Source organism: Thioalkalivibrio sp. ALE21 (assembly GCF_003208255.1).
GTDB lineage: Bacteria > Pseudomonadota > Gammaproteobacteria > Ectothiorhodospirales > Ectothiorhodospiraceae > Thioalkalivibrio > Thioalkalivibrio halophilus.
In genome coordinates this window covers 88867-109240 of record NZ_QKMA01000009.1, presented here as the reverse complement: position 1 = coordinate 109240, position 20374 = coordinate 88867, and the positions used below count along the sequence as shown (strand labels likewise).

Sequence of the window (20374 nt, the reverse complement as noted above, 5' to 3'; positions counted from 1 at the left end):
TGGGTCCGGTCTTCCACCTCGGTGCGCCGGCGGCGCCACTTGCGCACCGTCATGCGACTGATGCCGTAGCGCCGGGCCAGTTCCGGGTCGCTGACGCCGGCCGGCGCCTCCTGCAGTTCCTGCCGGATCCGGGGTGTGGTGCGGGCGTTGGAATGGATGGTACTCGCCATGCGGTCAGCCTCCCGTTCGCTCATCGGGCACAATACTCATCCACTCCCGGGCATGAAACAGGGGTGCCTTCTCTCGCGGTATGCAATCAGGCGTGACCTGACAATTAGCGAGAAGATTGGGGTTTCGTGACGAATCCTGTCAATGTGTATGATGGAAGTCGCATTGCCCACCACGTTGCGCGGGCGCCGTCCCGCCGGAGGCTAGCGGATGAGCGTTCAGACCGTCGACGAACTCCTGGCCTCGCGCTCCCCCGAGTCGGGACGCGAGGCGGTGGTGGCCATGACCCGCGATGGCCACGAAACCACCGAGCGGGCCGAGCTGCTCGAAAGGGCGGCGAAACTGGCGGCCGGGCTGCGCGAGGCGGGGCTGGAACGCGGGGACCGCGTGGTGCTGTTCGCCCCCAACAGCCCGGACTGGATCATCTCGGCCCTGGGCGTGATGAACGCCGGCGGCAGCGTGGTGCCCCTGGATACGCAGATGCCGTCCGAGGACCTGCACCACGTCCTTGCGGACTCGACCCCGCGCTTCGTCTTCACTACCTCGGGGCTGGAAGAACGGCTGGCGGATGCCCCCGGCGAGTGGCAGGTCCGCCTGTTCGACGCCGCAGAGGATGCCCCGAATGCCTGGGTGAGCCTGCTGCAGGCCGAGCCCGCCGGGTCGGTCGCGCAGGCCGGGGATGTGGCCGCGGTGTTCTACACCTCCGGCACCACCGGTCCGCCCAAGGGCGTGCCACTGACCCACCGCAACCTGGCCAGCAACGTGGAGGCCCTGTGTACCGAAGAGGTCGCGGACCATAAGGATCGAGTGCTGGTGCCGCTGCCGTTTCATCATGTGTATCCGTTCACGGTCGGCATCCTGGTGCCGCTGACCCTGGGTGCGTCCATTATCGTGCCGTTTTCGCTGGTCGGGCCGCAGATCGTGCGCGGCCTGCGCGATGGCGAGGCGACCGTGATGCTGGGCGTGCCCCGGCTCTACGAGGCCGTGTGGAAGGGGCTGCAGGATCGCGTGGCCGGCCGCGGGCGAGTACCGGCGCTACTGTTCCGCGCGATGCTGGGCCTGTCGAAACAGGCGCGCCAGCGCTTCGGCCTGCGCCTGGGTCGTCGTCTGTTCGGAAGTCTGCACCAGCGCCTGGCGCCGCGCCTGCGCATGGTGGTGGCCGGGGGCGCGGCGCTCGATCCCGCCCTGGGTCGCAATCTGCAGGCACTGGGCTGGGAGGTGGCGACGGGCTACGGCCTCAGCGAGACCTCGCCCATCCTCACCTATAACCCCCCGGAGCGGGTGCGACTGGACGCCGCGGGGGTGGCGCTGCCGGGGGTCGAACTGGCCATCGACGACGGTGGCTCCGGCGATGGCCGGGGCGAGGTGATGGCCCGCGGGCCGAACGTATTCGCCGGCTATCTCAATCTCCCGGACAAGACCGCAAAGGTCCTGGACGCGGACGGCTGGTTCCGCACCGGGGATACCGGCGAAATCGATGCGGATGGCTTTCTTTATCTGCACGGTCGTGAATCCGCCATGATCGTGCTCTCCGGTGGCGAGAACATCGATCCCGAACGCGTGGAGGGCGCGCTGCAGTCGGCCGAAGGAATCCGCGAGGCGGGCGTGCTGGAGCATGACGACCGGCTGGCGGTCGTGGCGGTGCCGGATGCGGGTCTGATGCGTGAGGCCGCCGGCGAGGAGCTCGAACGGCGGACGCGCGAGGCCATCAACGAAGCGGCGAAGTCGCTGCCCACCCATCACCGCCCGGGCGTGGTGCGCGTCGCGCTCGATCCGCTGCCGCGCACGCGTCTGGGCAAGCTGCGTCGGCACAAGCTAAAAGAGCTGTTCGAGGAGCTGGGGCACGAAGACGCGGTCTCGCGGGCCCGTCCGGAGCCGGTCTCGCCGGAATCCATGGCCCCGGAGGACCAGCAGCTGCTGTCCGACCCGGGCGCCGAGCGCACCTGGAACTACCTCGCCGAGCGTTTCCACGACCGGCGTCTGACCCCGGACACCGGCCTGGCCGAGGAGCTGGGCATCGATTCGCTCAGCTGGGTCGACCTGACGCTGGCGCTGCAGGACCGCGCCGGGATCGATCTGGACGACTCGGCGATCGAACGGGTCGAGACGGTGCGCGATCTGCTGCAGGAAGCGGCGGCCGCAGGTGCGGCCCGCGAGGGGCAGGCCGATCTGAAGGAACAGCTCGCGGATCCGGAGTCGCTGCTGGAGGCCGACCAGCAAACCGCGCTGGAACCCCCGGGGGCACTGCGCCGCGGCGCCGGGGTGCTCCTGCTGGGCGGGGCGCGTCTGCTCTCCCGGCTGCTGATGCGCGTGGAAGTACACGGTCAGTTCCCCGCGAACGGCCCGTACGTGATCGCCCCGCGCCATCTGAGCTTCGTCGATGCGCTCGCGCTGCTGCCGGCCCTCGACCGGCGGCGTCTGGAATCGCTGTACTGGGCCGGGCTGCAGGGCTATCTGTTCACTGGCCCGCTGTCGCGGGCCTTCAGCCGCACGGCGCGGATCCTGCCGGTGGACCCGGGGGCCGCACCGCGTCGCAGCCTGGCCCTCGCGGCGGCCAGTCTGCAGCGCGGTCACGGACTGATCTGGTTTCCCGAGGGCCAGCGCTCGCCGGACGGCAGCCTGCAGCCCCTGCGTCCCGGCATCGGGCTGGTGCTGGCCGCGCAGCCCGTCCCCGTCGTACCCGTGTGGATCGAGGGCACGCGCGAGGTGATGGCCCCGGGGCAGCGTCTCCCGCGGCCGGGCGGGAAGGTGCGCATCGTGATCGGGGCCCCGGTGGATCCGACGACCGCCGGCGGAGATGAACGGGCGATCGTCCGTGAACTGCAGACGGCACTGGAGGAACTGGGGCAGAAATGCCCCGGTTGACGCATGCCGAATGCCGGAAGTGCTCGGCAAGGAGCCTCCGGGGGTACTGGAACGATCCCGGGGTGTGTGAGGATCCGGGTCGCCGCATGGAGCAGCGAGGTCGTGCTCGGGAAGATTCTGGCATGCGTTTCGCTTGGAAAGGCTGCCCCGGCTTCGTTCATGCGGAGCGGGAAAACCCTTCGAGCAGGAGCACGCCATGATCAACAGCATCGGACCCAATCCGGCCACCATGGCCCAGACGGCGGGCATGAACGGACCGAATGGCGCCGGGAACCAGGGCCCCGCGGCCGCGGCCGGGCAGAACCCGGCGGGCCAGGCGACCGGGCAGGCCGCCGGCATGGCCGCGGCGCAGCAGGCCCAGCCGGCCCAAGCGGGCGCGCAGGGCGGCATGCAGGCAGCGCAGCCGGCTCAGGCCGCGGCCAGCCCGGCCATGGGACAGGCCCAGCCCGGACAGAACGCCACCCAGGCGGCCGCTACCCAGAGCCCGGCGGCTCCGACCGGTTCCACCGGCAATACCGGGAGCACTTCCGGAATTGGCGGCACCGAAGCGACGCAGTCCGCGGGCGAGATCGATACCGGACTGTCCGTCGATTCGGAGATGCAGGCGGGCGACTCCTCCACGGACACCGGCTCTGGCAACCCGGATAACGGTGCCGCGCAGGACGAACCGGGCGCCGAGGAAGAGATGGGCTCCACCTTCATGGCGGACGGCAGCCTGGCCAGCACGGGTCCGGACACCACCGGTTCCAGCGTCAACATCCAGGCCTGATCGACCCGCAGACCTGTCCGTCCCCGGAGTGGCCGGCGATTTGCTAGCCCCTCCGGCATGGACTGCCCAGGGACAGATCGAATACGCGGGCGAGCCCGGCGGCGATGCCGTACGGCCGGGTACCGCCGGCGTGGCAATGTGCCACATGGGTCGTGCGGATCCGTCGCGTTTCGACACATAACCCCGAACTTCGAGTTCGGGGCCGAAGTTGCTGGCGCGAGCAGGGTGGCCGCATGACCGCCGTCTCGGCATCGCGCCTGGAGGGCCTGGATCTGGCGCGTGTGCTGGCCGTGGCCGGCATGCTGTCGGCGCATGTGGGGCCGGTGGGCCTGGAGACGCTCGGCGGGCAGCTGTACGCGTTGCCTCAGGGTCGGGCGTCGGTGCTGTTCATGCTGCTGGCCGGGGTGGGAGTATCTTTCCTGGCCGCCTCCCGGCGTCCGCGACGCGGCGGGGCCGAGGCCCAGTTGCTGTGGCGGGCCGCGCTGCTCTTCCTGATCGGGCTCGGGCTGCAGGCCCTGGAGCCCGACGCCATCTACGTGATCCTGCCGGCCTACGCGGCACTGTTCGTGCTGGCGATCGCCATGCTGCGCATGCCGTCACCCGGACTGCTGGCCATCGCTGCATTGATGCTGGCCCTCGGTCCGGCGATCTTTCTGCACGGGCAGCTGACCAGCCCCGACGTGTTCGACCGTTCGCCCGTGATGCCGGGGCTTGCTGCGGGCGAGATGCTGCACCGTCTGGTGCTGTCCGGCCCGTATCCGCTGGTGACCTGGATCGTGCCGTTTGCGGTCGGGATGTGGCTGGGCCGGCTCGACCTGCGCAGTACCGCCGTGCGCCGGCGTCTGGTCGTGGTCGGGGCGGTAGGGACGGCCGGGGTGCTGCTGGCCAGCGCCGGGCTGCAGCGGGCGCTGGGGGTGGATGCCGACGACTGGGGCTGGAACCGGTTGCTGGTCACGCAGCCCCACAGTCAGATGCTGTTGTGGCTGGCCGGCTCCGTGCTGACCGCCGGCGCGGTGCTGGGGCTGTGCCTGCTCCTCGCCGATCGGGCGCGCCGCTGGCTGTGGCCCCTGATCGCGTCCGGGCAGCTGGCGCTGACCTTCTACGTGACCCACCTGCTGGTGCTCTGGCTGCTGCGGGAAACCCTCGAGAGTTCGGGCCTGGACGACCACGTGATGGACTCCCCCGCGATCGCGACCGTGGTGACCCTGCTGGCGATGGCGGCCTTCGCCGCTTTCGCGGTCCTGTGGAGTTCACGGTTCCAGCGCGGTCCGCTGGAGAGCCTGCTGTTTCTGCCGTGGATCGCGCGGCGGCAGAGCCGGGACCGGCCACGCTGAGCGGGCTCTGAGCCGCGTCGCCCCCTCCTTTTGGAGGGGGCGTTCTTTTGTGCATTGCGCGATCCTCTCAAGGGGAACATCGGGCCAATCAATGGCACTGAGGGGAGCGGACAATGTACGGAAAACTCTGGCGCCGGGCCGTGGCCGGCGGTTTGCTGGCCGGCGCATTCGGCGTGGCGTCGCCGGTGGTGGCCGATGAGCATGTGAGCATCATGGTGTTCGATGCCTCGGGGTCCATGTGGGCGCGGATGGAAGACGACAAGTCGCGCATCGAGGTGGCGCGCGAGGTGGTCGACGAGTTCGCGGCCAGTCGCGACGCCGGCATTCCCTTCGGTGTGGTGGCCTACGGGCATACCCGCCGTGGCGACTGTGACGATATCGAGGCCGTCCTGCCGCTGGACACCCACGAGGGTGACGAGATCGCGCGCACGATCCACGATCTCAACCCGCAGGGCATGACGCCGCTGACCGACTCAATGGCCAGGGCTCGCGAGATGATCCCGCGCACCGCGGAGTCCGCGGACATTATCCTGGTGACCGATGGCCTGGAAAACTGCGGTGGCGATCCCTGTGCGCTGGCCGCCGAGATGGCGGAGGAGGGCATCGACCTGCGGGCCCATGTGGTCGGCTTTGCGCTCGAGGAGGAAGAGGTTCAGACCCTTTCCTGTGTGCCGGAGCAGACCGGTGGCCAGCTGTTCACCACGCAGTCCGGCGAGGAACTCAGTGCCGCACTGGACGAGATCGCGGTCGCGGAACCCGAGGCGCTGCGCGTGCAGCTGCGCGCGCTGGACGAACGCAATCCCGAAGAGCACGTGCGCCGGGTGGACTGGGAGGTCGCCGACGAGGCGGGCGAGTCGATCTTTTCCGGGGAGTCGCGGGGCATCATCGACCTGGAGCTGATGCCCGGTCATTACACGGTCGAGGCCGAAGCGGAGGTCTTCGCCGGCGAGACCGAGTTCGGGATCACCCCGCAGACCGACGAGCCGGTCGACATCATGATGGCGAAGACGCAGGCCACGCTGGAGCTGAGCGCCGAGGACGCCGAAACCGGGGAAGCCCTGGGCGGGGTCGACTGGGTCGCGCTGAACGTGGAGACCGAGGACGCGATCGAGGTCCGCAGCGAGGATGCCGATCCGCTGGAACTGCACCTCGAGCCCGGGGAATACCGCATCTCCGCCGAACGCGGCGCGACGAGCGGTGATGCGCGGGAGACGGCGACCCTCGCGGAAGACCGGGAAGTGGTCGTGACGCTCGAACAGGAACTGCCGGACGCCGAGCTCCATGCCCCGGACACCGCCGGCGTTGGTTCCATGGTCGACGTCGGCTGGGACGGGCCCGGCGAGGATCGTGACTTCATCGTCGTGGTGGAGCCCGGCGCGCCCGGGGATGATGCGGGCCATTCACGTCGCGCCAGGGACCGCGTGCAGGGCGAGGAGCTGGTAACCCTGCAGATGCCGGACGCCCTCGGGCCCCACGAACTGCGTTACGTACATCGGGAAACGGGATCGGTCCTGGCCACCCGGACCATCGAGCTGGAGCCGGTGGAGGCTTCCGTCTCCGCACCGGAGGAGGTCCCGGCCGGTGCGCAGTTCGAGGTCGGGTGGGAAGGCCCCGTCAACCGGAACGACTACATCGCGATCGTGGAAGCCGGGGCCCCGGACGACGACACCGGGCATGGCCGGCGGGCCACTGCACGGGTTTCGGAGGACGGCGAGCCGGTGACCCTCCAGGCCCCGGATGCGCTGGGTTCATACGAGGTGCGCTACGTCCTCCGTGACAGTCGCCGAGTGCTGGCCTCGCAGGAGGTGACGCTGACCCCGGTGGAGGCCTCCGTCTCCGCACCGGAGGAGGTCCCGGCCGGGGCCTATTTCGAAGTCGAGTGGGAAGGCCCGGTCAACCGCAACGACTACATTGCGATTGTCGAAGCGGGCGCGCCGGACGATGAAACCGGGCATTCCCGCCGCGCCACGAGCCGGGTTTCGGAGGACGGCGAGCCGGTGAAGATCCAGGCGCCGGATGCGCTCGGCACCCACGAGGTGCGCTACGTGCTGCGCGACAGTCGCCGGGTGCTGGCCTCGCAGGAGGTGACGCTGACTCCGGTCGAGGCGTCGCTGGAAGCGCCGGACACCGTGCTGCCGGGTGCCGATTTCGAAGTGCGGTGGGAGGGACCGGAGAATCGCAACGACTTCGTGGCCATCGTGGAGCCGAACGCGCCCGAGGGTGACAGCGGCGACAGCCGCAGCGCCAGCAGTCGTGTCTCCGGCGACACCGAGACCCTGACCGCGCCGGACGAGGAGGGCGAGTACGAGATCCGCTACGTGATCCGCGATTCCGGCCGCACCCTGGAGGCCATTCCGATTGCCGTCGGTGGTACCGACGTGACCCTTTCGGCCGAAGATACCGTGGCCGCCCGGAGTACGGTGGAGGTGAGCTTCACCGGGCCGGGGCGCTTCGAGGATCTGATCGAGATCGTCGAGGCCGGCGCGGACCCGGACGCCAGCGCGGTGCAGGATGCACGGGCCTCGCAGGGCAGTCCGGTGCAGCTGTTCGCACCTTCCAGTGCGGGCAGCTACGAGATCCGCTACCGCGCTTCCGACAGCGGCGAGGTGCTCGAGAGCATCCCGCTGGAGGTGGAATAGGAGCCGGGGGCTCAGGCCGTCTCCAGGGGCAGGCGCCCCTGGTCGGCCAGGCGCAGGCAGGCATCCACGGCCTGCGGGTCGTACAGCGTGCCGCGCTGCTTGCGCAATTCTTCCAGCGCTGCGTCGATGCCGAGCCCCGGGCGATAGGGGCGGTGCGAGTGGATCGCCTCGACCACGTCGGCCACCGCGAGGATGCGCGCCTCCGGGAGGATGGCCTCGCCCGTGAGGCCATCCGGATAGCCGGAGCCGTCGAGACGCTCGTGATGCTGGCGCACGACGGTGGCCACCGGCCAGGGGAAGTCGATGCCCTTGAGGATCTCGTAGCCGGAAGCGGCGTGTCCCTTGATCAGTTCGAATTCCGCCGCCGACAGACGGCCGGGCTTGGCCAGGATCTCGACCGGCACCGAGATCTTGCCGATGTCGTGCACCGCGCTGGCCACATGCAGGCCCTTGCGCCGTTCCGGTTCCAGGCCCAGTTCGACCGCGATCGCGTCGGCGATCTGCGTGGTGCGCTGCTGGTGCCCGGCGGTATACGGGTCGCGGACTTCGATGGTGGCGGCCATCGCCTCGATGGTCCGTTCCAGCGAGTGTTCCAGCGCCGCGCGCGACTGCTGGGTGCGCAGCCCGTATACCAGATCGCCCGCCAGTTCGTTCAGCAGCGCCACGTTGTCCGGTTCGGCAAAGGCCTCCCGGGATCGCGCGGCAACCTGCAGATCGCCCAGCCGGCCCCGGTCGTCGACCAGTGGCAGGATCAGTACGAGCAGCGTCGGGTCGGCGACGGGCACCAGACAGGCCCCGTCCGGCTCCGTCGCGTCGGTGGCGGGCGTGACCGGTGCCACGTCCAGGCCGGCGAGCCGGTCGCGGCCGTCGTGCAGTCGTACCCGGGCGGCGGCATAGCCGCCAGTCGTGATGATGGCGGCGGTCATGCCGCGCAGCAGGTCATCGGGACCTTCCGCGTGGACGAGCGCGCGGTTGCCGGCAGATACGGTGTGCAGGGCGCGGGTACGCTCGGTCACCAGGGCCTCCAGGGCCATCTGTGACTGGCGCATGGCCAGATGGCTCTTGACCCGTACCAGCACCTCCTCGGCGACGAAGGGCTTGGTGATGTAGTCTACCGCCCCGGCGGCGAAGCCCCGCAGCTTGTCTTCAGGCTCGCGCAGGGCGCTGAGGAAGATCACCGGGATGTCGGCGGTTTCAGGGGCTTCCTTCAGGCGCCGGCAGACCTCGAAACCGTCGAGGTCCGGCATGCGGATGTCCAGCAGGATCAGCGCGGGCCGCCGCTCGGCGACCGATTCCAGCGCCATGCGGCCGCCCGGCGCCACGCGCACCGCCAGCCCCGCCTGCTGAAGCACGTCGACCATCAGGCGCAGGTTGCTGGGGTTGTCGTCCACCACGAGGATCCCTTCCCCCACGTTGGCGGGGACTGCCGGATCCATGTGGCCGGAAGGGGCCGCCGGGCTCATGGTTGGGAGGCTCCGAGCGCGTCGAGGATGTCCTGGTAGCGGAATGCGTCCACGGCCTGGCGCAGCGCGATGGCCGTCTCCGGGTGCTCGTCCCCCAGGGCTGCGACCCAGGCTTCCAGGGCCTGCAGATCGCCGGACCGAACGTCGCGGGCCAGCCGGTCACGGCGTTCCGACGCCAGGTTTTGCAGCTGCGTGGCCAGGGTCCGGGTGTCCAGGGCCTCATCGTGCGCGGCCCCGGTTCTGGCCCCGGCGTCGGGGCCGGCGTCCGTATACGGTCCCGAGTCTGGGTCTGCGTCGGCGTATCGGAATTCCACGCCCAGGTGGCGCTCCAGCGTGCCGAAGATGTCGTTATCGCTGTAGGGCTTGCTGATCAGATCGGCACAGCCTGCCTCGCGGACCTCACGGGTCTGGGCGAGGGAGGCCGAGGCGGTCAGTGCGACCACCACCGTGTCCTGGCCGCCGGGGGCCTCGCGGATAGCGCGCGTGGCCTGGTAGCCATCCATGCGCGGCATGCGCATGTCCATCCACACGAAGTGCGGCTGCCATTCGCGGTAGACCTCCACGGCCTCTTCACCATCCGCCGCCAGACGGACATCGAATCCGGCCTCTTCCAGCTGCCGCTGCAGCAGGATGCGATTGGATTCGGAGTCGTCGGCCACCAGGATGCGCCAGGCCGGCTGATCCGGCGCCAGGCCCAGCACCCGACGCGCGGCGGGGGCCGGTGTATGGGTGGCGTCGTCCACCACTTCCAGCGGCAGGTCCACGCTGAAACGCGACCCCTGACCCGGCGCACTCGAGACATCCACCGAACCGCCCAGCAGTTCCGCGAACTGGCGGGTGATCGACAGCCCCAGGCCGGTCCCCTCGGTGGTGCCGGCCGCGCCACCCTGAACGAAGGGTTCGAATATGGATTCCTGCTGTTCCGGCGGGATGCCGGGGCCGGTGTCCTCCACGCCCAGCTGCAGGCGCCGTTCGCCCGCCGGATCTTCCCGCGTCTCGGCGCGGAGCTCGACGCCCCCGGTTTCGGTGTACTTGATGGCGTTGCCCACCAGATTGATCAGGATCTGGCGCAGCTTGCGCGCATCGCTGCGGATGAAGCGGGGCAGCTCGGGATCGGTGTCCAGGGTCAGCGTCAGGTTCTTCTCCCGGGCTCGTGCGCCCAGCGTTGCAACCACATCCTCCAGGGTCTGCGGCAGGTCCAGCGTGACCGGCTCCATGGTCAGGCGGCCGGACTCGATCCGGGCCATGTCGAGCACGTCGTTGATCAGCGACAGGAGGTGATCGCCGTTGCGTTCGACCAGGCCGAGGTGGTCGCGCTGTTCGCCCGTGAGGTTGCTGCCCCGTGCCGCCAGGCGCGAGAACCCGAGGATCGCGTTCAGCGGGGTGCGCAGCTCGTGGCTCATGCTGGCGAGGAAGACGCTCTTGGCGCGATTGGCGTCTTCCGCCTGTCGCCGGGCCTCGTCCAGTTCGGCGGTGCGTTGTTCGACGCGGCGCTCCAGTCCGGTGTTCAGCTCGCGGATCTGCTGTGCGGCGGCATGCTGGGCACGGACGTCGCGACTCAGGCGCCGGGCGCCCGCACTCAGTCCGGCCAGGCCCAGCAGCCAGACGCCGGACAGCGCCGCCAGCGTGACCGTGGCGGTCTCCGCCTCGCGTTCGCGGTGGTCGTCCAGGGGCACGGCCACGGACACGCCGCCGCGGATCTCTCCCACCTCGTATCCCTGATGGCCGTGGCATTCCAGGCAGCCGCGCTCCACGCGCATGGGCGCCATGTAGCGCAGATGGGGCTCCTCGTCGATGTCCGCCACCTCCAGGCGTTCTTCGGCGCCTTCATGGAAGGCCTGCAATGCCTCCTCTTGCCAGGGATCGGGGGCGTTTTCCGGCCGCAGGGGCTGCAGGCTGGTGATGCTGCCGCGCACCCCGAAGAGGTCGCCGAACTGCTCGTTGAGGTGGCGCAGCATGTAGGCGGGGTTCATCAGGGTCAACTCCTGACCCGAGGGCGTAGTGATGTTCCGCTCCGGCAGGTGTGCCAGGTACGGGTTGGGCTGGACCAGATCGCTCACCGGCACGTAGACCCCGCTGTGCAGGGTGCCCCAGAAACGGAAGGCCTGATCCTTGTTGAAGTTCGCCTGCGCCTCCTGATAGGCGAGATCCAGGGTCATCGTCCGGAAGTGGTCCAGCAGCCACAGGCTCAGCCCGGCAAAGAACAGGGTCCACACAAGCGCCGCCAGCGCCACGTACTTCCGCAGGTGTCGCAGTTGCGCCCGGAAGGCGGGGTCGTGCGCGTCGGACATCGCTCGGACCTGCCTGTGAAGAAGTTCACAGTGTAACAGGCCACGAGGTCCATATCGGGCTCCGGGTGGCGGGATTCGCCCGTATGCCCCCGCCCGGTGCACAATACGCCTCCTTCTGGCCTGCAGGACGCCTCAGGCGGCACCCCGGAGATGGATCATCGGCAATGACGGCTTTATCACCCGAAGCAGAGGTCCGGGCGGCGGTGGAGCAGTACTTCGATCGCTACTTCCGCGAGCGCGACCTCGTTGCTACATGTGAGCTGCTGAGCCCCTCCATGCACGGCATCGGGACCGGTTCCGGCGAGGTCTGCTTTACCCGGGAGGCGTCCGAGCAGCTCTACCGGCACGACATCGAGCAGGCGCCGAATCCGGTGGAATACTCCCTGCGGGACCTGCATGTGTCGTTTCCGGCGCAAGGGGTGGCGATCGCCAGCTGTGTGCTGGATCTGCACACGACCATTGCGCGTCAGGCCGTGCGCTTCAACGGAGTGCGGCACAGCCTGGTGTGGAGCCGGCACGATGACGTCTGGCGCCTGGAGCACATCCACGTGTCCTTCCCCGGTGTGGAGCACGGGGACGATGAAGCCTACCCGGTCAAGGAGCTGGAAGACCGCAATGCGGTGCTGGAGCGAAGGGTGGACGAGCGCACGGCCGAGCTCCATGAGGCGCTGGAACGGATCGATCGTCTCGCTCGCACCGATTCGCTGACCGGCCTGGCCAACCGTCGCAGCATCGATGAAACCCTGCAACGGGCCCTTGCGCGGACGGGTGGCGGGGCCTCGGCGCTGGCCGTGATTCTGCTGGATCTGGACCGGTTCAAGCGGATCAACGACGTGCACGGTCACCTTGAGGGAGACCGGATCCTGAAGGCGCTGTCCGGCATCCTGGCGCGGGCTGTCGAGGGCGCGGGCCACGTCGGGCGCTGGGGCGGCGAGGAGTTTGTCATCATCGCCCACGAGATGGATCTGACCGTCGCCTCGCAGCTTGCGGAGACCCTCCGTGGCGAGATCCACGGCCTGCGTGATCCCGACGGGGTCTCCGTGACCGGCAGTCTGGGCGTGGTGGAGGCTCGTGCCGGGGATACTCATGAAACCCTGATGGCGCGTGCGGACCAGGCCCTGTATGCCGCCAAGGCCGGCGGACGCGATCGCGTGGAGCGCGGCTGACCCCCACGGCTCTCGCGTTTCGTGTATAGTGCGCGGCTGACCGTGTGGTCATTCCTTTTCGCCGGGCCCGGGGCACGCCAGTGCCGTCGCTGTTTCCGGCCCGTGTGAGTACTGTGTGATGTCCGAATCTCCCTCCTTTGACCAGCTCGGTCTGTCCGAGCCGCTGGTCCGTGCCCTGTCGAATCTGGGCTTTGCCACCCCCACCGCGGTTCAGGCCGCCTGCATCCCCGCCCTGCTGGGTGGTCGCGACGTGCTGGGCGAGGCCCAGACCGGCACCGGCAAGACCGGTGCGTTCGGCCTGCCGCTGGTGGATGGCGTGGACGCGGCCCTGAAGGCGCCGCAGGCCCTGGTGCTGGCCCCCACCCGCGAGCTGGCCGGTCAGGTGGCCGACGCCCTGAGCGGTTTCGCGGCGGGTCTGGACGGCATCGAGATCCTGCCGGTCTACGGCGGCCAGCCGATGGGCCAGCAGCTGCGCGCCCTGCGCGACGGGGCCCAGGTGGTGGTTGGCACGCCCGGCCGCGTGGCGGATCACGTCCGCCGCGGGAGCCTCGATCTGTCCAGCCTGCGCATGGTGGTGCTGGACGAGGCCGACGAGATGCTGCGCATGGGCTTCGTCGAGGAGATCGAGTGGCTGCTGGAGCAGACCCCGGCCGAGCGCCAGACCACGCTGTTCTCCGCGACCATGCCGGCGCCGATCCGGCGCATCGCGCACCGCCACATGCGCGAGCCGGAAGAGATCCGCGTGGGTGCGGGCAACGAGGCCGGCGTCGACATCGACCAGAGCTACTGCCTGGTCGATCAGCGCAACAAGCTCGAGGCCCTGACCCGCCTGATGGAGACCGAGCCGGATCTGGACGCGGCGGTGGTCTTTGCCCGTACCAAGGCGGCGACGGTCGAGATCGCCGATCGGCTGGGCGCCGCCGGCGTGGCCGCATCGGCGCTCAACGGCGACATGGAGCAGGGCGAGCGCGAGCGCGTGGTCGCCAACCTGCGCGACGGTCGTCTGGACGTGATCGTGGCCACCGACGTGGCCGCACGGGGGATCGACGTCCCGCGCATCAGCCACGTGTTCAATTTCGATGCCCCGGGCGATGCCGAGGTCTACGTGCACCGCATCGGGCGGACCGGCCGCGCCGGGCGCAAGGGCCGCGCGATCCTGTTCCTGGAGCCGCGCAAGCGGCGCATGCTGAAAGACATCGAGCGCCTGACCGGCAAATCCGTGCGTGAACAGGCCGTGCCCGACCGTGAGGCGGTGCGGGCACGGCGCGAGGATCGCTTCGCCGAACGCGTGCGGGCTGCCGTGGCGGATGACGCCGGGGTGCGTCACGCGGCCCTGGTGGAACGCCTGCTGGCCGATGGCGAGACCTCGCCGCAGGATCTGGCCGGTGCCCTGGTGGCGCTGGCCACCGAGGGCTCCCCGCTGGATGCCTCCGCCACCGCCGGTGCCGACCCGCTGGCCGGCGCGGCCCGTGCTGCGCGCGACGAGCGCTCCGGTGGCCGCGACAAGGGCGAGCGCAACAACAAGCGCCGCGAAGGCGGCCGCCAGGGCGATCGTGATGCAGGTCCCGAATCCGGCATGGTGCGCTACTACATGCCCGTGGGCCGCACCCACGGCGTGGCGCCGGGCGCGATCGTCGGCGCGCTGGCGAACGAGGGCGGGCTCAAGGGCCGCGACATCGGCCGCATCGGCCTGCAGCAGGAACACTCGCACGTGGATCTGCCGGAGAGCCTGGACGAGGGCGCGATCCGCAAGCTGGGCGGCATTCATGTCGCGAACCGTCGCCTCGGGCTGACGCTGGAGATCCCGGCGCCGCAGGGCCCGGGCCACGACACGCCGGCGCGCAAGTCGAAGCCCGCATCCCGCAAGCCTGCCGGCGGCAAGCCGGCCACCGGCAAGCGCCCCGCGTATCAGGCGACGGGCAAGGGCCCCGGACGGGCTTCGGGCAAGGGCCAGGGCAAGAACAGTACCGGAACCCTGGGCATCCGCCGCAAGGCCGCCAACGGCTGATCGCCGAAGAGGCGGCCGGGGACCGGCTCAGATCCTCAGCTTTCGCAATGCTCGCAGACGGCGTCGGCGGAGGCGTCGTCCGGATATCCGCCCAGCCGCCGGCGGACCTCCTCCTCGTCCATCGCCCGGATATCTTCGGCCAGGCGGTCGAGGTGCGTGAGGATGGTCGCGGAGCACTGCTTGAGATGGGGTAGCAGCTCCCGAGCCCGGTCCAGCCGCCGGGTGTCGTCGAACCCGGTGGAACCGAACAGCCGTGCCAGCGGTGTCGGCTTCTCGGTCTGTTCCTCGAACAGGATGTTGAAGATCCGCCGGTAGGTGGCGTGGAGTTCGTCGTGCGGCGGTTCGATCCGGCAGTAGGATGCCAGATCCGACAGGCCGCGCCCTTCGCCGTAGTACCACTGGCCGAACTTGCAGTCGGTGGGGGCGACCGGGACCTTGTCCTGGTCCAGCGGGATCCCTTCGATCAGTCCGTGGGCGTAGCTGACCCACATCTTGTGGCTCAGCCGGGCGCGGTGGATCCGCTTGATCACGTCCGCTTTGGTCATCTTCGTCTCTCCGAGCGACGCGGAGCGCCGCGGCAGAGGGGGTATTCAGGGATGAAGCGATCCCAATTCTGGCCTGCCTGCGGCGCGGATGGGACGACCGGAATGCGGAACCGTTCACGGTTCCGCACATCGTCCGGGAGTCAGTCGGCGGTTTCGTGCTCGAGGTGGTCGATCAGGCGCTGGATGTCGGCGGGGTCGGCCGCGGCGGGGAGGCGCTCGAGGACACGCTGGCGGCGCGCTTCCGGCGTGAGGGGGGCGCGCTCGTCGAGCACGCCACGCTCGCGCAGGAATTCGTGCAGCTGTTCGCGATGGCCTGCCCGCAGGCGCTGTTCCGTGCCGCTGGCCATGGTGATCGGGTGCTGCTGCAGGCTTTCCAGCAGGGCCTGCGGGTCGCCTTCGAGTTCCGTGGCGCGCTGCGCCACGCCCTCCAGCGCGTTGTCGGTGAGCACGCCGGCATCACGGGCCTCCTCCAGCAGGCCCCGGTCCACCGTCCGGTTGCGGCCGATGCGCCGGGCCGCAAGCCAGTGTTCCAGCGCGAGGGAGCGATATGCCAGCGTGGCGCGCCGGTGCTCGTCGGGCAGGGCGCGGTGTGCGATCCGTCCATCCAGCAGGCTGCGCAGCGGGCCCACCCGATCGACCCGCCAGACCTGCATCAGGTCGCGCGCGGTCGCGGGATCATCGAACAATACATGCAGCAGGTGGACGTCTTCGGCGGGCCCCGTCGGGTCCGGTCGTGGCACCCCCAGTTCGCGTGCCCAGGCGGCCAGGTCCTTGCCGGCCGGCTCCGGGATGGCGGGAGCCGCGGGGAGCTCGAACCGGGCAGGTTCGGTCGCCTCCGCGGGGAGCCCGCGCAGCGCCTGCAGATCCACGCGGTGCGGCCATTCGCCGGTGGCCTGGTGCCATAGCTGAACCTCGTAGTCGCTGGCGGCCAGGTACAGGATCTGGCGATCCCCGTCGCGGGCCAGTTCCTGCAGGGTACGGAACATCACGCGGGCGCGTTCGGGGTCGGTGGTGGCCAGGGCCTCGTCGATCAGCAGCGGCCAGTGCCCTGCTCCCTCGGTCGCCTCGCGCGTCTCGACCCGGGCCAGGCGCAGCGCCAGCAGCAGCTGCATGCGGGTTGCAGTGGAGAGTTCGCCGGGGGGGCGCAGTGCACCCTGCACGCGGTCCTCGCCGACAAAACCGTCCTCGTCCTCGCTCAGCCGCAGCGCCCACTGGTGGTGGGTGAAGCGGGCAAAGGCCTCGCGCGCGCGGCGCAGCAGTTCCGGTTCTTCCTCGCGGCGGAACTCCTCCTGGATGTCGTCGAGCAGGAAGCGCCCGGCTTCGGCGTCCAGGGCTTCGTCGCGCCGACGTTCCAGGTCTTCGCGGGCATTCTGCTCGGCCGCCAGGGCCTGCTCGCGCTCCTGCTGGCGTCCGGTCTGCTCGATGCGTTCGCGGATCTGGCTGCGCTCCTCCTGCAGGGCCTCCAGTCGTGCGGCCCGGTCGGCGGCCTCGTTCCGGCGCCGCTCGAGGGTGTCGCGATCGCCGGGGCCGTCTCGGGAACCGGCCAGGGTCAGCAGGTCCGGGCGGGATTCCAGCTCGCGAACCCCGTCGTCCCGCCGCCGGCGGGCGTCGTCCCGTTCCTGCCGCAGCGCCTGCCAGGCTTCACGTTGCTGCAGACGGTGATCGAGGAGATCGCGCTGGTCGGGTTCCAGACCGGCATCGGCCATCTCGCGCGCCTGCTGACGGTCGATCTCCTCCAGCGAGGTCTCCAGGCGGCGGCATTCGCGGTCCATCTCCGCGATGCGGCGTTCGGCCTCGGCGGCGTCGCGGGCGCGGGTCCGCAGGGCCTCCACCGCCGGGGCCCGGGCCTCGGGGTCGGGCCAGCGGGCCAGGGCGTCCTGCAGTTCGCGTGCGAGCGTGCGGGTGCGTTCCGCGATCTCCGCGCGTCGGGCCTCGGCCTGGTGCAGGGTCAGCTCCGCCTGCTGCAGGGCGCGGGTGCGCTCGAGGAAGTCGTCCAGCCGTCCGGCCAGCGCGGGGTCGAAACCGGCCTCGCGCGTGAATGCCGCCGCTTCCTCCTCGAGTTCCCGCAGCTCGGCATCCACGCGGTCACGTTCGCCCCGCAGGGTTTCGGCCTCCTCGAAGCGCCGGCGGGTCATGCGCAGCTCGTCGCGCCGGCGTTCGACGGTCTCGAGCAGGGCGCGCACGGCGTCCGCATCCGCTTCCCGCAGTGCTTCGCCGGCAGCCGGCTCCAGGCCCAGCGCGGCGAAATCCCGCGCAAGGCCGTCGCGCCGAGCGTCGCGCGCGCGGCCCTCGTCGGTGCGGCGCAGGCGTGGCGGCAGCAGCCGGGGAAAGACCAGCGGCAGCAGCGCGAGCAGCATCAGGCCGCCGCCGAGCGCGGCCAGCCAGCCCGGTCCCAGGATCCCGCCGACCACCGCGATGCTGCCGCCGAGCCCGGCCCCGACCACCGTGGGGAGCACGGGACGCGCGGGTTCCGCGGGCTCCGCCAGGGTCAGCCAGTCGTGCAGCAGACGGGCGCCGCGCTCGTGGCGCTGCAGGTCCTCTTCCGGCGAGGTGTCCGGGGCGCCCTGCAGACGGGCCTGCAGGGCTGCGTGGCGGTCTTCCAGCTCGCGGCGGCGGCGGGCGAGATCGCGCGCGCGGTCGAGGCTGGCGTCGTCCAGACGGGGCAGCTCGCGGGCCGCGGCCGCGCGGGTGTCCAGCCGGGCGATCGCGTGCTCGCGCGCGCTGCGGGCGTCGGTGCATTCCCGCTCGGCGGTGGCCAGCGCCTGTTCCTGCTGGTGCAGTTCGTCGAGGCGCCCGCGCAGGCGGTCGAGTTCGGCCTCGTCCGGCCGCCGTTCCTGCAGGCCGGTGGCCGCGAGCTGCTCGCGGGCCTGCTCGCGGCTGCGCCCGGCGCGGTCCAGGTCGTCGCGGACGCGTTCGCGCTGCTGCTCCAGCTCGTCCAGGCGTGCGGCTTCGCGGCCGGTGAGGCGGTCCATGTCCGGCGGGAATTCCGCCAGCCGCGCATCCAGGCCGCGCAGGGCCTGCTCGGCTTCGTACAGCCGCAGGGCGGCGTCCAGGGCACGGCCTTCCTGCTCCGCGTCGCGGGCCTGTGCAATGGCCCGGTCCAGCTCCGGCAGGCGACGTTCCTGCTCGGCCACTCCGTGCTGGTGGCGTTCCACCTCCTCGCGTTGCCGGCGCGCCTGCTCCAGCGCGCGGCGCTCCCGATGTCCGGCGCGCGGGGCGGACGTAAACAGCGCCTCGCGCAGGGCCGGCAGGTCGAGCCCGCCGTTGAGTTCGCGCCGCAGGTGGCGGGCCAGGGCCTGTTCCCCGCGCCCCTGGATGCGGACCAGGTCCTCGACGCCGATCAGGTAGCTGTCCAGCAGGTCGGGGGGCGGCGGAGCCGGCGGATCCGCGGGCCGGCCGTCGCATTGCCACGTGACGTGGGTGCCGTTGCGGTCCACCGTCCAGCGGTGCTCGCCATCGTGAAAGCCCGCGGTCAGGGACAGCTGGTGCGGATCGCCCGCGCGGTGACCGGCCAGCAGGTAGCGCAGCGCACGGATCAGACTGCTCTTGCCGGAGGCGTTGGGTCCGGTGACGAAATTGATGGTCGGGTCCAGCTCGTTGACGGAAAAACTGCGGTCGATGCCGGGCAGTCGGCGGATGTCGATATGCTGCAGTTTCACGGGCGGGCCTCCGTGTCCGGATCGGCCAGCAGGTGTTCCAGTAGCCGGCTGCCGCTGTCGGCCAGGCGCGCAGCGACGGCCTCGTCATCCAGTCCGGCCTCGGGCAGGCCGCGCCAGCGGGCGTCGGTGGCGACCGAAGCCAGGCGCTCGCGTGCCTGTTCCAGCAGGGCGCGGCGGTCGGGATCGTCGACGGGATGTTCCAGCAGCCGCAGGCGGCGGGCGAGCAGGCCGGCGTGGTCCTGGCGCCGTGCCAGCTCGTCGAGATCGACGGGCGGGCGGGTGTCGGCAAGGATGCGTTCGATGAAGGTGAAGCGCTCGGGGCTGGCGGCAATGCTTTCCTCGCGGTGCTCCTCCAGTTGCTGCGCGACCTCGCCGGCCAGGGTGGTTTGTCCGGTCAGGCGCAGGCGCAGGCCGAGGGCGCGTGGCGGGGCGGGGCGCGCATCGAGTTGGGCTTCCAGCTCGCGCAGGCCCTGCAGCAGGCGCGTGCGGGCCTGCTCCGGGGCCTCGAGCCCGGTGAGGTCCAGATCCAGTCGCGCCCAGTGCAGCGGCGCCAGGCATTGCTGTTCGATCGATCGGATGCGGTCGCCTTCGACGGTGATCAGCCACGGGCCGCGGGAGCCGTGTTCGCCGGGGTGCAATCCGGTAACGGACCCCAGGTAGCCGCCCGAGTAACGCGGCGCAGCCGACGAGGTTCCCGGTCCGGCGAGCGTGTCCAGGGCATCGGGTCGATGGATATGCCCCAAAAGCCATGCGTCCAGCCCGGCGGCGGCGAGTTCGGCGGAGCTGACCGGGGCGTAGTGCGAGTCGCGCGCGTCGCGGTCGGCGTGCAGCAGGCCCAGTTGAACGCCGGCCGCCGCGCCTTCGCCCCGCGCATGGAAGTCATGTCCGGCGAGCGGGCTGGTGGTCACCCGCCGCGACGGGAACGACCAGCCGTGCAGGGTCACCCGGTCCTCGTCCGTACCGAGGGTGAGGCGCTCCCAGGTCCCGCCACGGCCCAGCAGGTGGAAGCCCTCGAGTTCGTCGGCCAGGCGTGGCAGCACGGTGACATCGTGGTTGCCGGCGACGCCCACCACGGTGATGCCGGCCTGATCGAGCTGCCGAATCCCCTGCAGCAGGAGGCGGTAGGCCTCGAAGAAGTCGTCCTCGCGCTCGACCAGGTCACCGGCCAGTGCTACCGCGTCCACCTGCTGTTCGATGGCCAGGCGGACACAGCGCTCCCAGGCCTCGGCCGGGCCCAGTTTGGCGCCGTCGTCGGCCAGCGCGGCTGGCAGGCTGGCCGGCCGGCGCCCCAGGTGCATGTCGCCCACGGCGAGGATTCGAACGGGCATGGAGATCCCTTTCCGGTATTCGGGGCCCTATGGTCGCATCGCCGCATACAGGGGAGAAGTGGGGCCGCCCCCTGTATCCGGAGGGGGACAGGAGTGTCCCAGGTGGGTGATGCTGGTGGAGATCACAACGGAACCTTTT

At 70.6% G+C, this 20374-nt stretch carries 12 protein-coding genes; 6 read left to right on the top strand and 6 right to left on the bottom strand.

What is annotated here, in order from left to right:
- A partial coding sequence (locus D893_RS09145; protein WP_246863901.1) for a helix-turn-helix domain-containing protein occupies positions 1 to 194 on the bottom strand: 194 nt, incomplete at its 3' end.
- Positions 195 to 378: 184 nt separating this feature from the next.
- On the opposite strand from D893_RS09145, the gene D893_RS09140 reads away from it, so the two are divergent.
- From D893_RS09140 to D893_RS09125, 4 genes are all read left to right on the top strand, one after another.
- Complete coding sequence (locus D893_RS09140; RefSeq protein WP_110619622.1) at positions 379 to 3033, top strand: AMP-binding protein; 2655 nt, start codon at positions 379 to 381, stop codon at positions 3031 to 3033.
- A gap of 196 nt (positions 3034 to 3229) precedes the next feature.
- Positions 3230 to 3802 carry a hypothetical protein gene (locus D893_RS09135; RefSeq protein ID WP_018945827.1) on the top strand — a complete coding sequence of 191 codons (573 nt, stop codon included), beginning with the start codon at positions 3230 to 3232 and terminating at the stop codon, positions 3800 to 3802.
- A gap of 233 nt (positions 3803 to 4035) precedes the next feature.
- Entirely contained in the window at positions 4036 to 5136 is a 1101-nt protein-coding gene (locus tag D893_RS09130) for an acyltransferase family protein (protein ID WP_110619621.1), read from the top strand.
- A 113-nt stretch (positions 5137 to 5249) separates the two neighbouring features.
- Positions 5250 to 7775, top strand: coding sequence for a VWA domain-containing protein (locus tag D893_RS09125; RefSeq protein ID WP_110619620.1), 2526 nt, complete (start codon positions 5250 to 5252; stop codon positions 7773 to 7775).
- Between the two features lie 11 nt (positions 7776 to 7786).
- Here the strand turns inward: D893_RS09125 and D893_RS09120 are convergent, their stop codons facing one another.
- Together D893_RS09120 and D893_RS09115 are read right to left on the bottom strand one after the other, a co-directional pair.
- The gene (locus D893_RS09120) at positions 7787 to 9238 is read right to left on the bottom strand and encodes an HD domain-containing phosphohydrolase (protein ID WP_110619619.1); all 1452 of its coding nucleotides are present in this window, start codon (positions 9236 to 9238) and stop codon (positions 7787 to 7789) included.
- Positions 9235 to 11529, bottom strand: coding sequence for an ATP-binding protein (locus D893_RS09115; protein WP_110619618.1), 2295 nt, complete (start codon positions 11527 to 11529; stop codon positions 9235 to 9237). The genes D893_RS09120 and D893_RS09115 overlap by 4 nt, the downstream gene beginning before the upstream one ends.
- 164 nt (positions 11530 to 11693) lie before the next feature.
- Here D893_RS09115 and D893_RS09110 point away from each other — a divergent pair, with 164 nt between their 5' ends.
- Both D893_RS09110 and D893_RS09105 read left to right on the top strand, forming a co-directional pair.
- Positions 11694 to 12695 carry a diguanylate cyclase gene (locus D893_RS09110; protein WP_246863900.1) on the top strand — a complete coding sequence of 334 codons (1002 nt, stop codon included), beginning with the start codon at positions 11694 to 11696 and terminating at the stop codon, positions 12693 to 12695.
- Positions 12696 to 12813: 118 nt separating this feature from the next.
- Positions 12814 to 14703, top strand: coding sequence for a DEAD/DEAH box helicase (locus tag D893_RS09105; RefSeq protein WP_110619616.1), 1890 nt, complete (start codon positions 12814 to 12816; stop codon positions 14701 to 14703).
- Between the two features lie 35 nt (positions 14704 to 14738).
- Here the strand turns inward: D893_RS09105 and D893_RS09100 are convergent, their stop codons facing one another.
- From D893_RS09100 to D893_RS09090, 3 genes are all read right to left on the bottom strand, one after another.
- On the bottom strand, positions 14739 to 15248 hold the full coding sequence (locus D893_RS09100) for a CZB domain-containing protein (RefSeq protein ID WP_024328424.1): 510 nt from the start codon (positions 15246 to 15248) through the stop codon (positions 14739 to 14741).
- A gap of 140 nt (positions 15249 to 15388) precedes the next feature.
- Positions 15389 to 18907 (bottom strand): hypothetical protein, encoded by a 3519-nt coding sequence (locus D893_RS09095; protein ID WP_110619615.1) that lies wholly within the window; start codon positions 18905 to 18907, stop codon positions 15389 to 15391.
- Positions 18904 to 20235: a DNA repair exonuclease gene (locus D893_RS09090; protein ID WP_110619614.1), complete on the bottom strand. Its 1332-nt coding sequence runs from the start codon at positions 20233 to 20235 to the stop codon at positions 18904 to 18906. The genes D893_RS09095 and D893_RS09090 overlap by 4 nt, the downstream gene beginning before the upstream one ends.
- Positions 20236 to 20374 lie beyond the last annotated feature (139 nt).

Excerpts from the sequence above, each read along its gene's own strand:
- D893_RS09135 (WP_018945827.1), top strand. The coding sequence starts at position 3,230 with ATGATCAACAGCATCGGACCCAATCCGGCCACCATGGCCCAGACGGCG.
- D893_RS09140 (WP_110619622.1), top strand. The coding sequence starts at position 379 with ATGAGCGTTCAGACCGTCGACGAACTCCTGGCCTCGCGCTCCCCCGAG.
- D893_RS09110 (WP_246863900.1), top strand. The coding sequence starts at position 11,694 with ATGACGGCTTTATCACCCGAAGCAGAGGTCCGGGCGGCGGTGGAGCAG.
- D893_RS09115 (WP_110619618.1), bottom strand. The coding sequence starts at position 11,529 with ATGTCCGACGCGCACGACCCCGCCTTCCGGGCGCAACTGCGACACCTG.
- D893_RS09130 (WP_110619621.1), top strand. The coding sequence starts at position 4,036 with ATGACCGCCGTCTCGGCATCGCGCCTGGAGGGCCTGGATCTGGCGCGT.
- D893_RS09120 (WP_110619619.1), bottom strand. The coding sequence starts at position 9,238 with ATGAGCCCGGCGGCCCCTTCCGGCCACATGGATCCGGCAGTCCCCGCC.
- D893_RS09100 (WP_024328424.1), bottom strand. The coding sequence starts at position 15,248 with ATGACCAAAGCGGACGTGATCAAGCGGATCCACCGCGCCCGGCTGAGC.
- D893_RS09105 (WP_110619616.1), top strand. The coding sequence starts at position 12,814 with ATGTCCGAATCTCCCTCCTTTGACCAGCTCGGTCTGTCCGAGCCGCTG.
- D893_RS09090 (WP_110619614.1), bottom strand. The coding sequence starts at position 20,235 with ATGCCCGTTCGAATCCTCGCCGTGGGCGACATGCACCTGGGGCGCCGG.
- D893_RS09125 (WP_110619620.1), top strand. The coding sequence starts at position 5,250 with ATGTACGGAAAACTCTGGCGCCGGGCCGTGGCCGGCGGTTTGCTGGCC.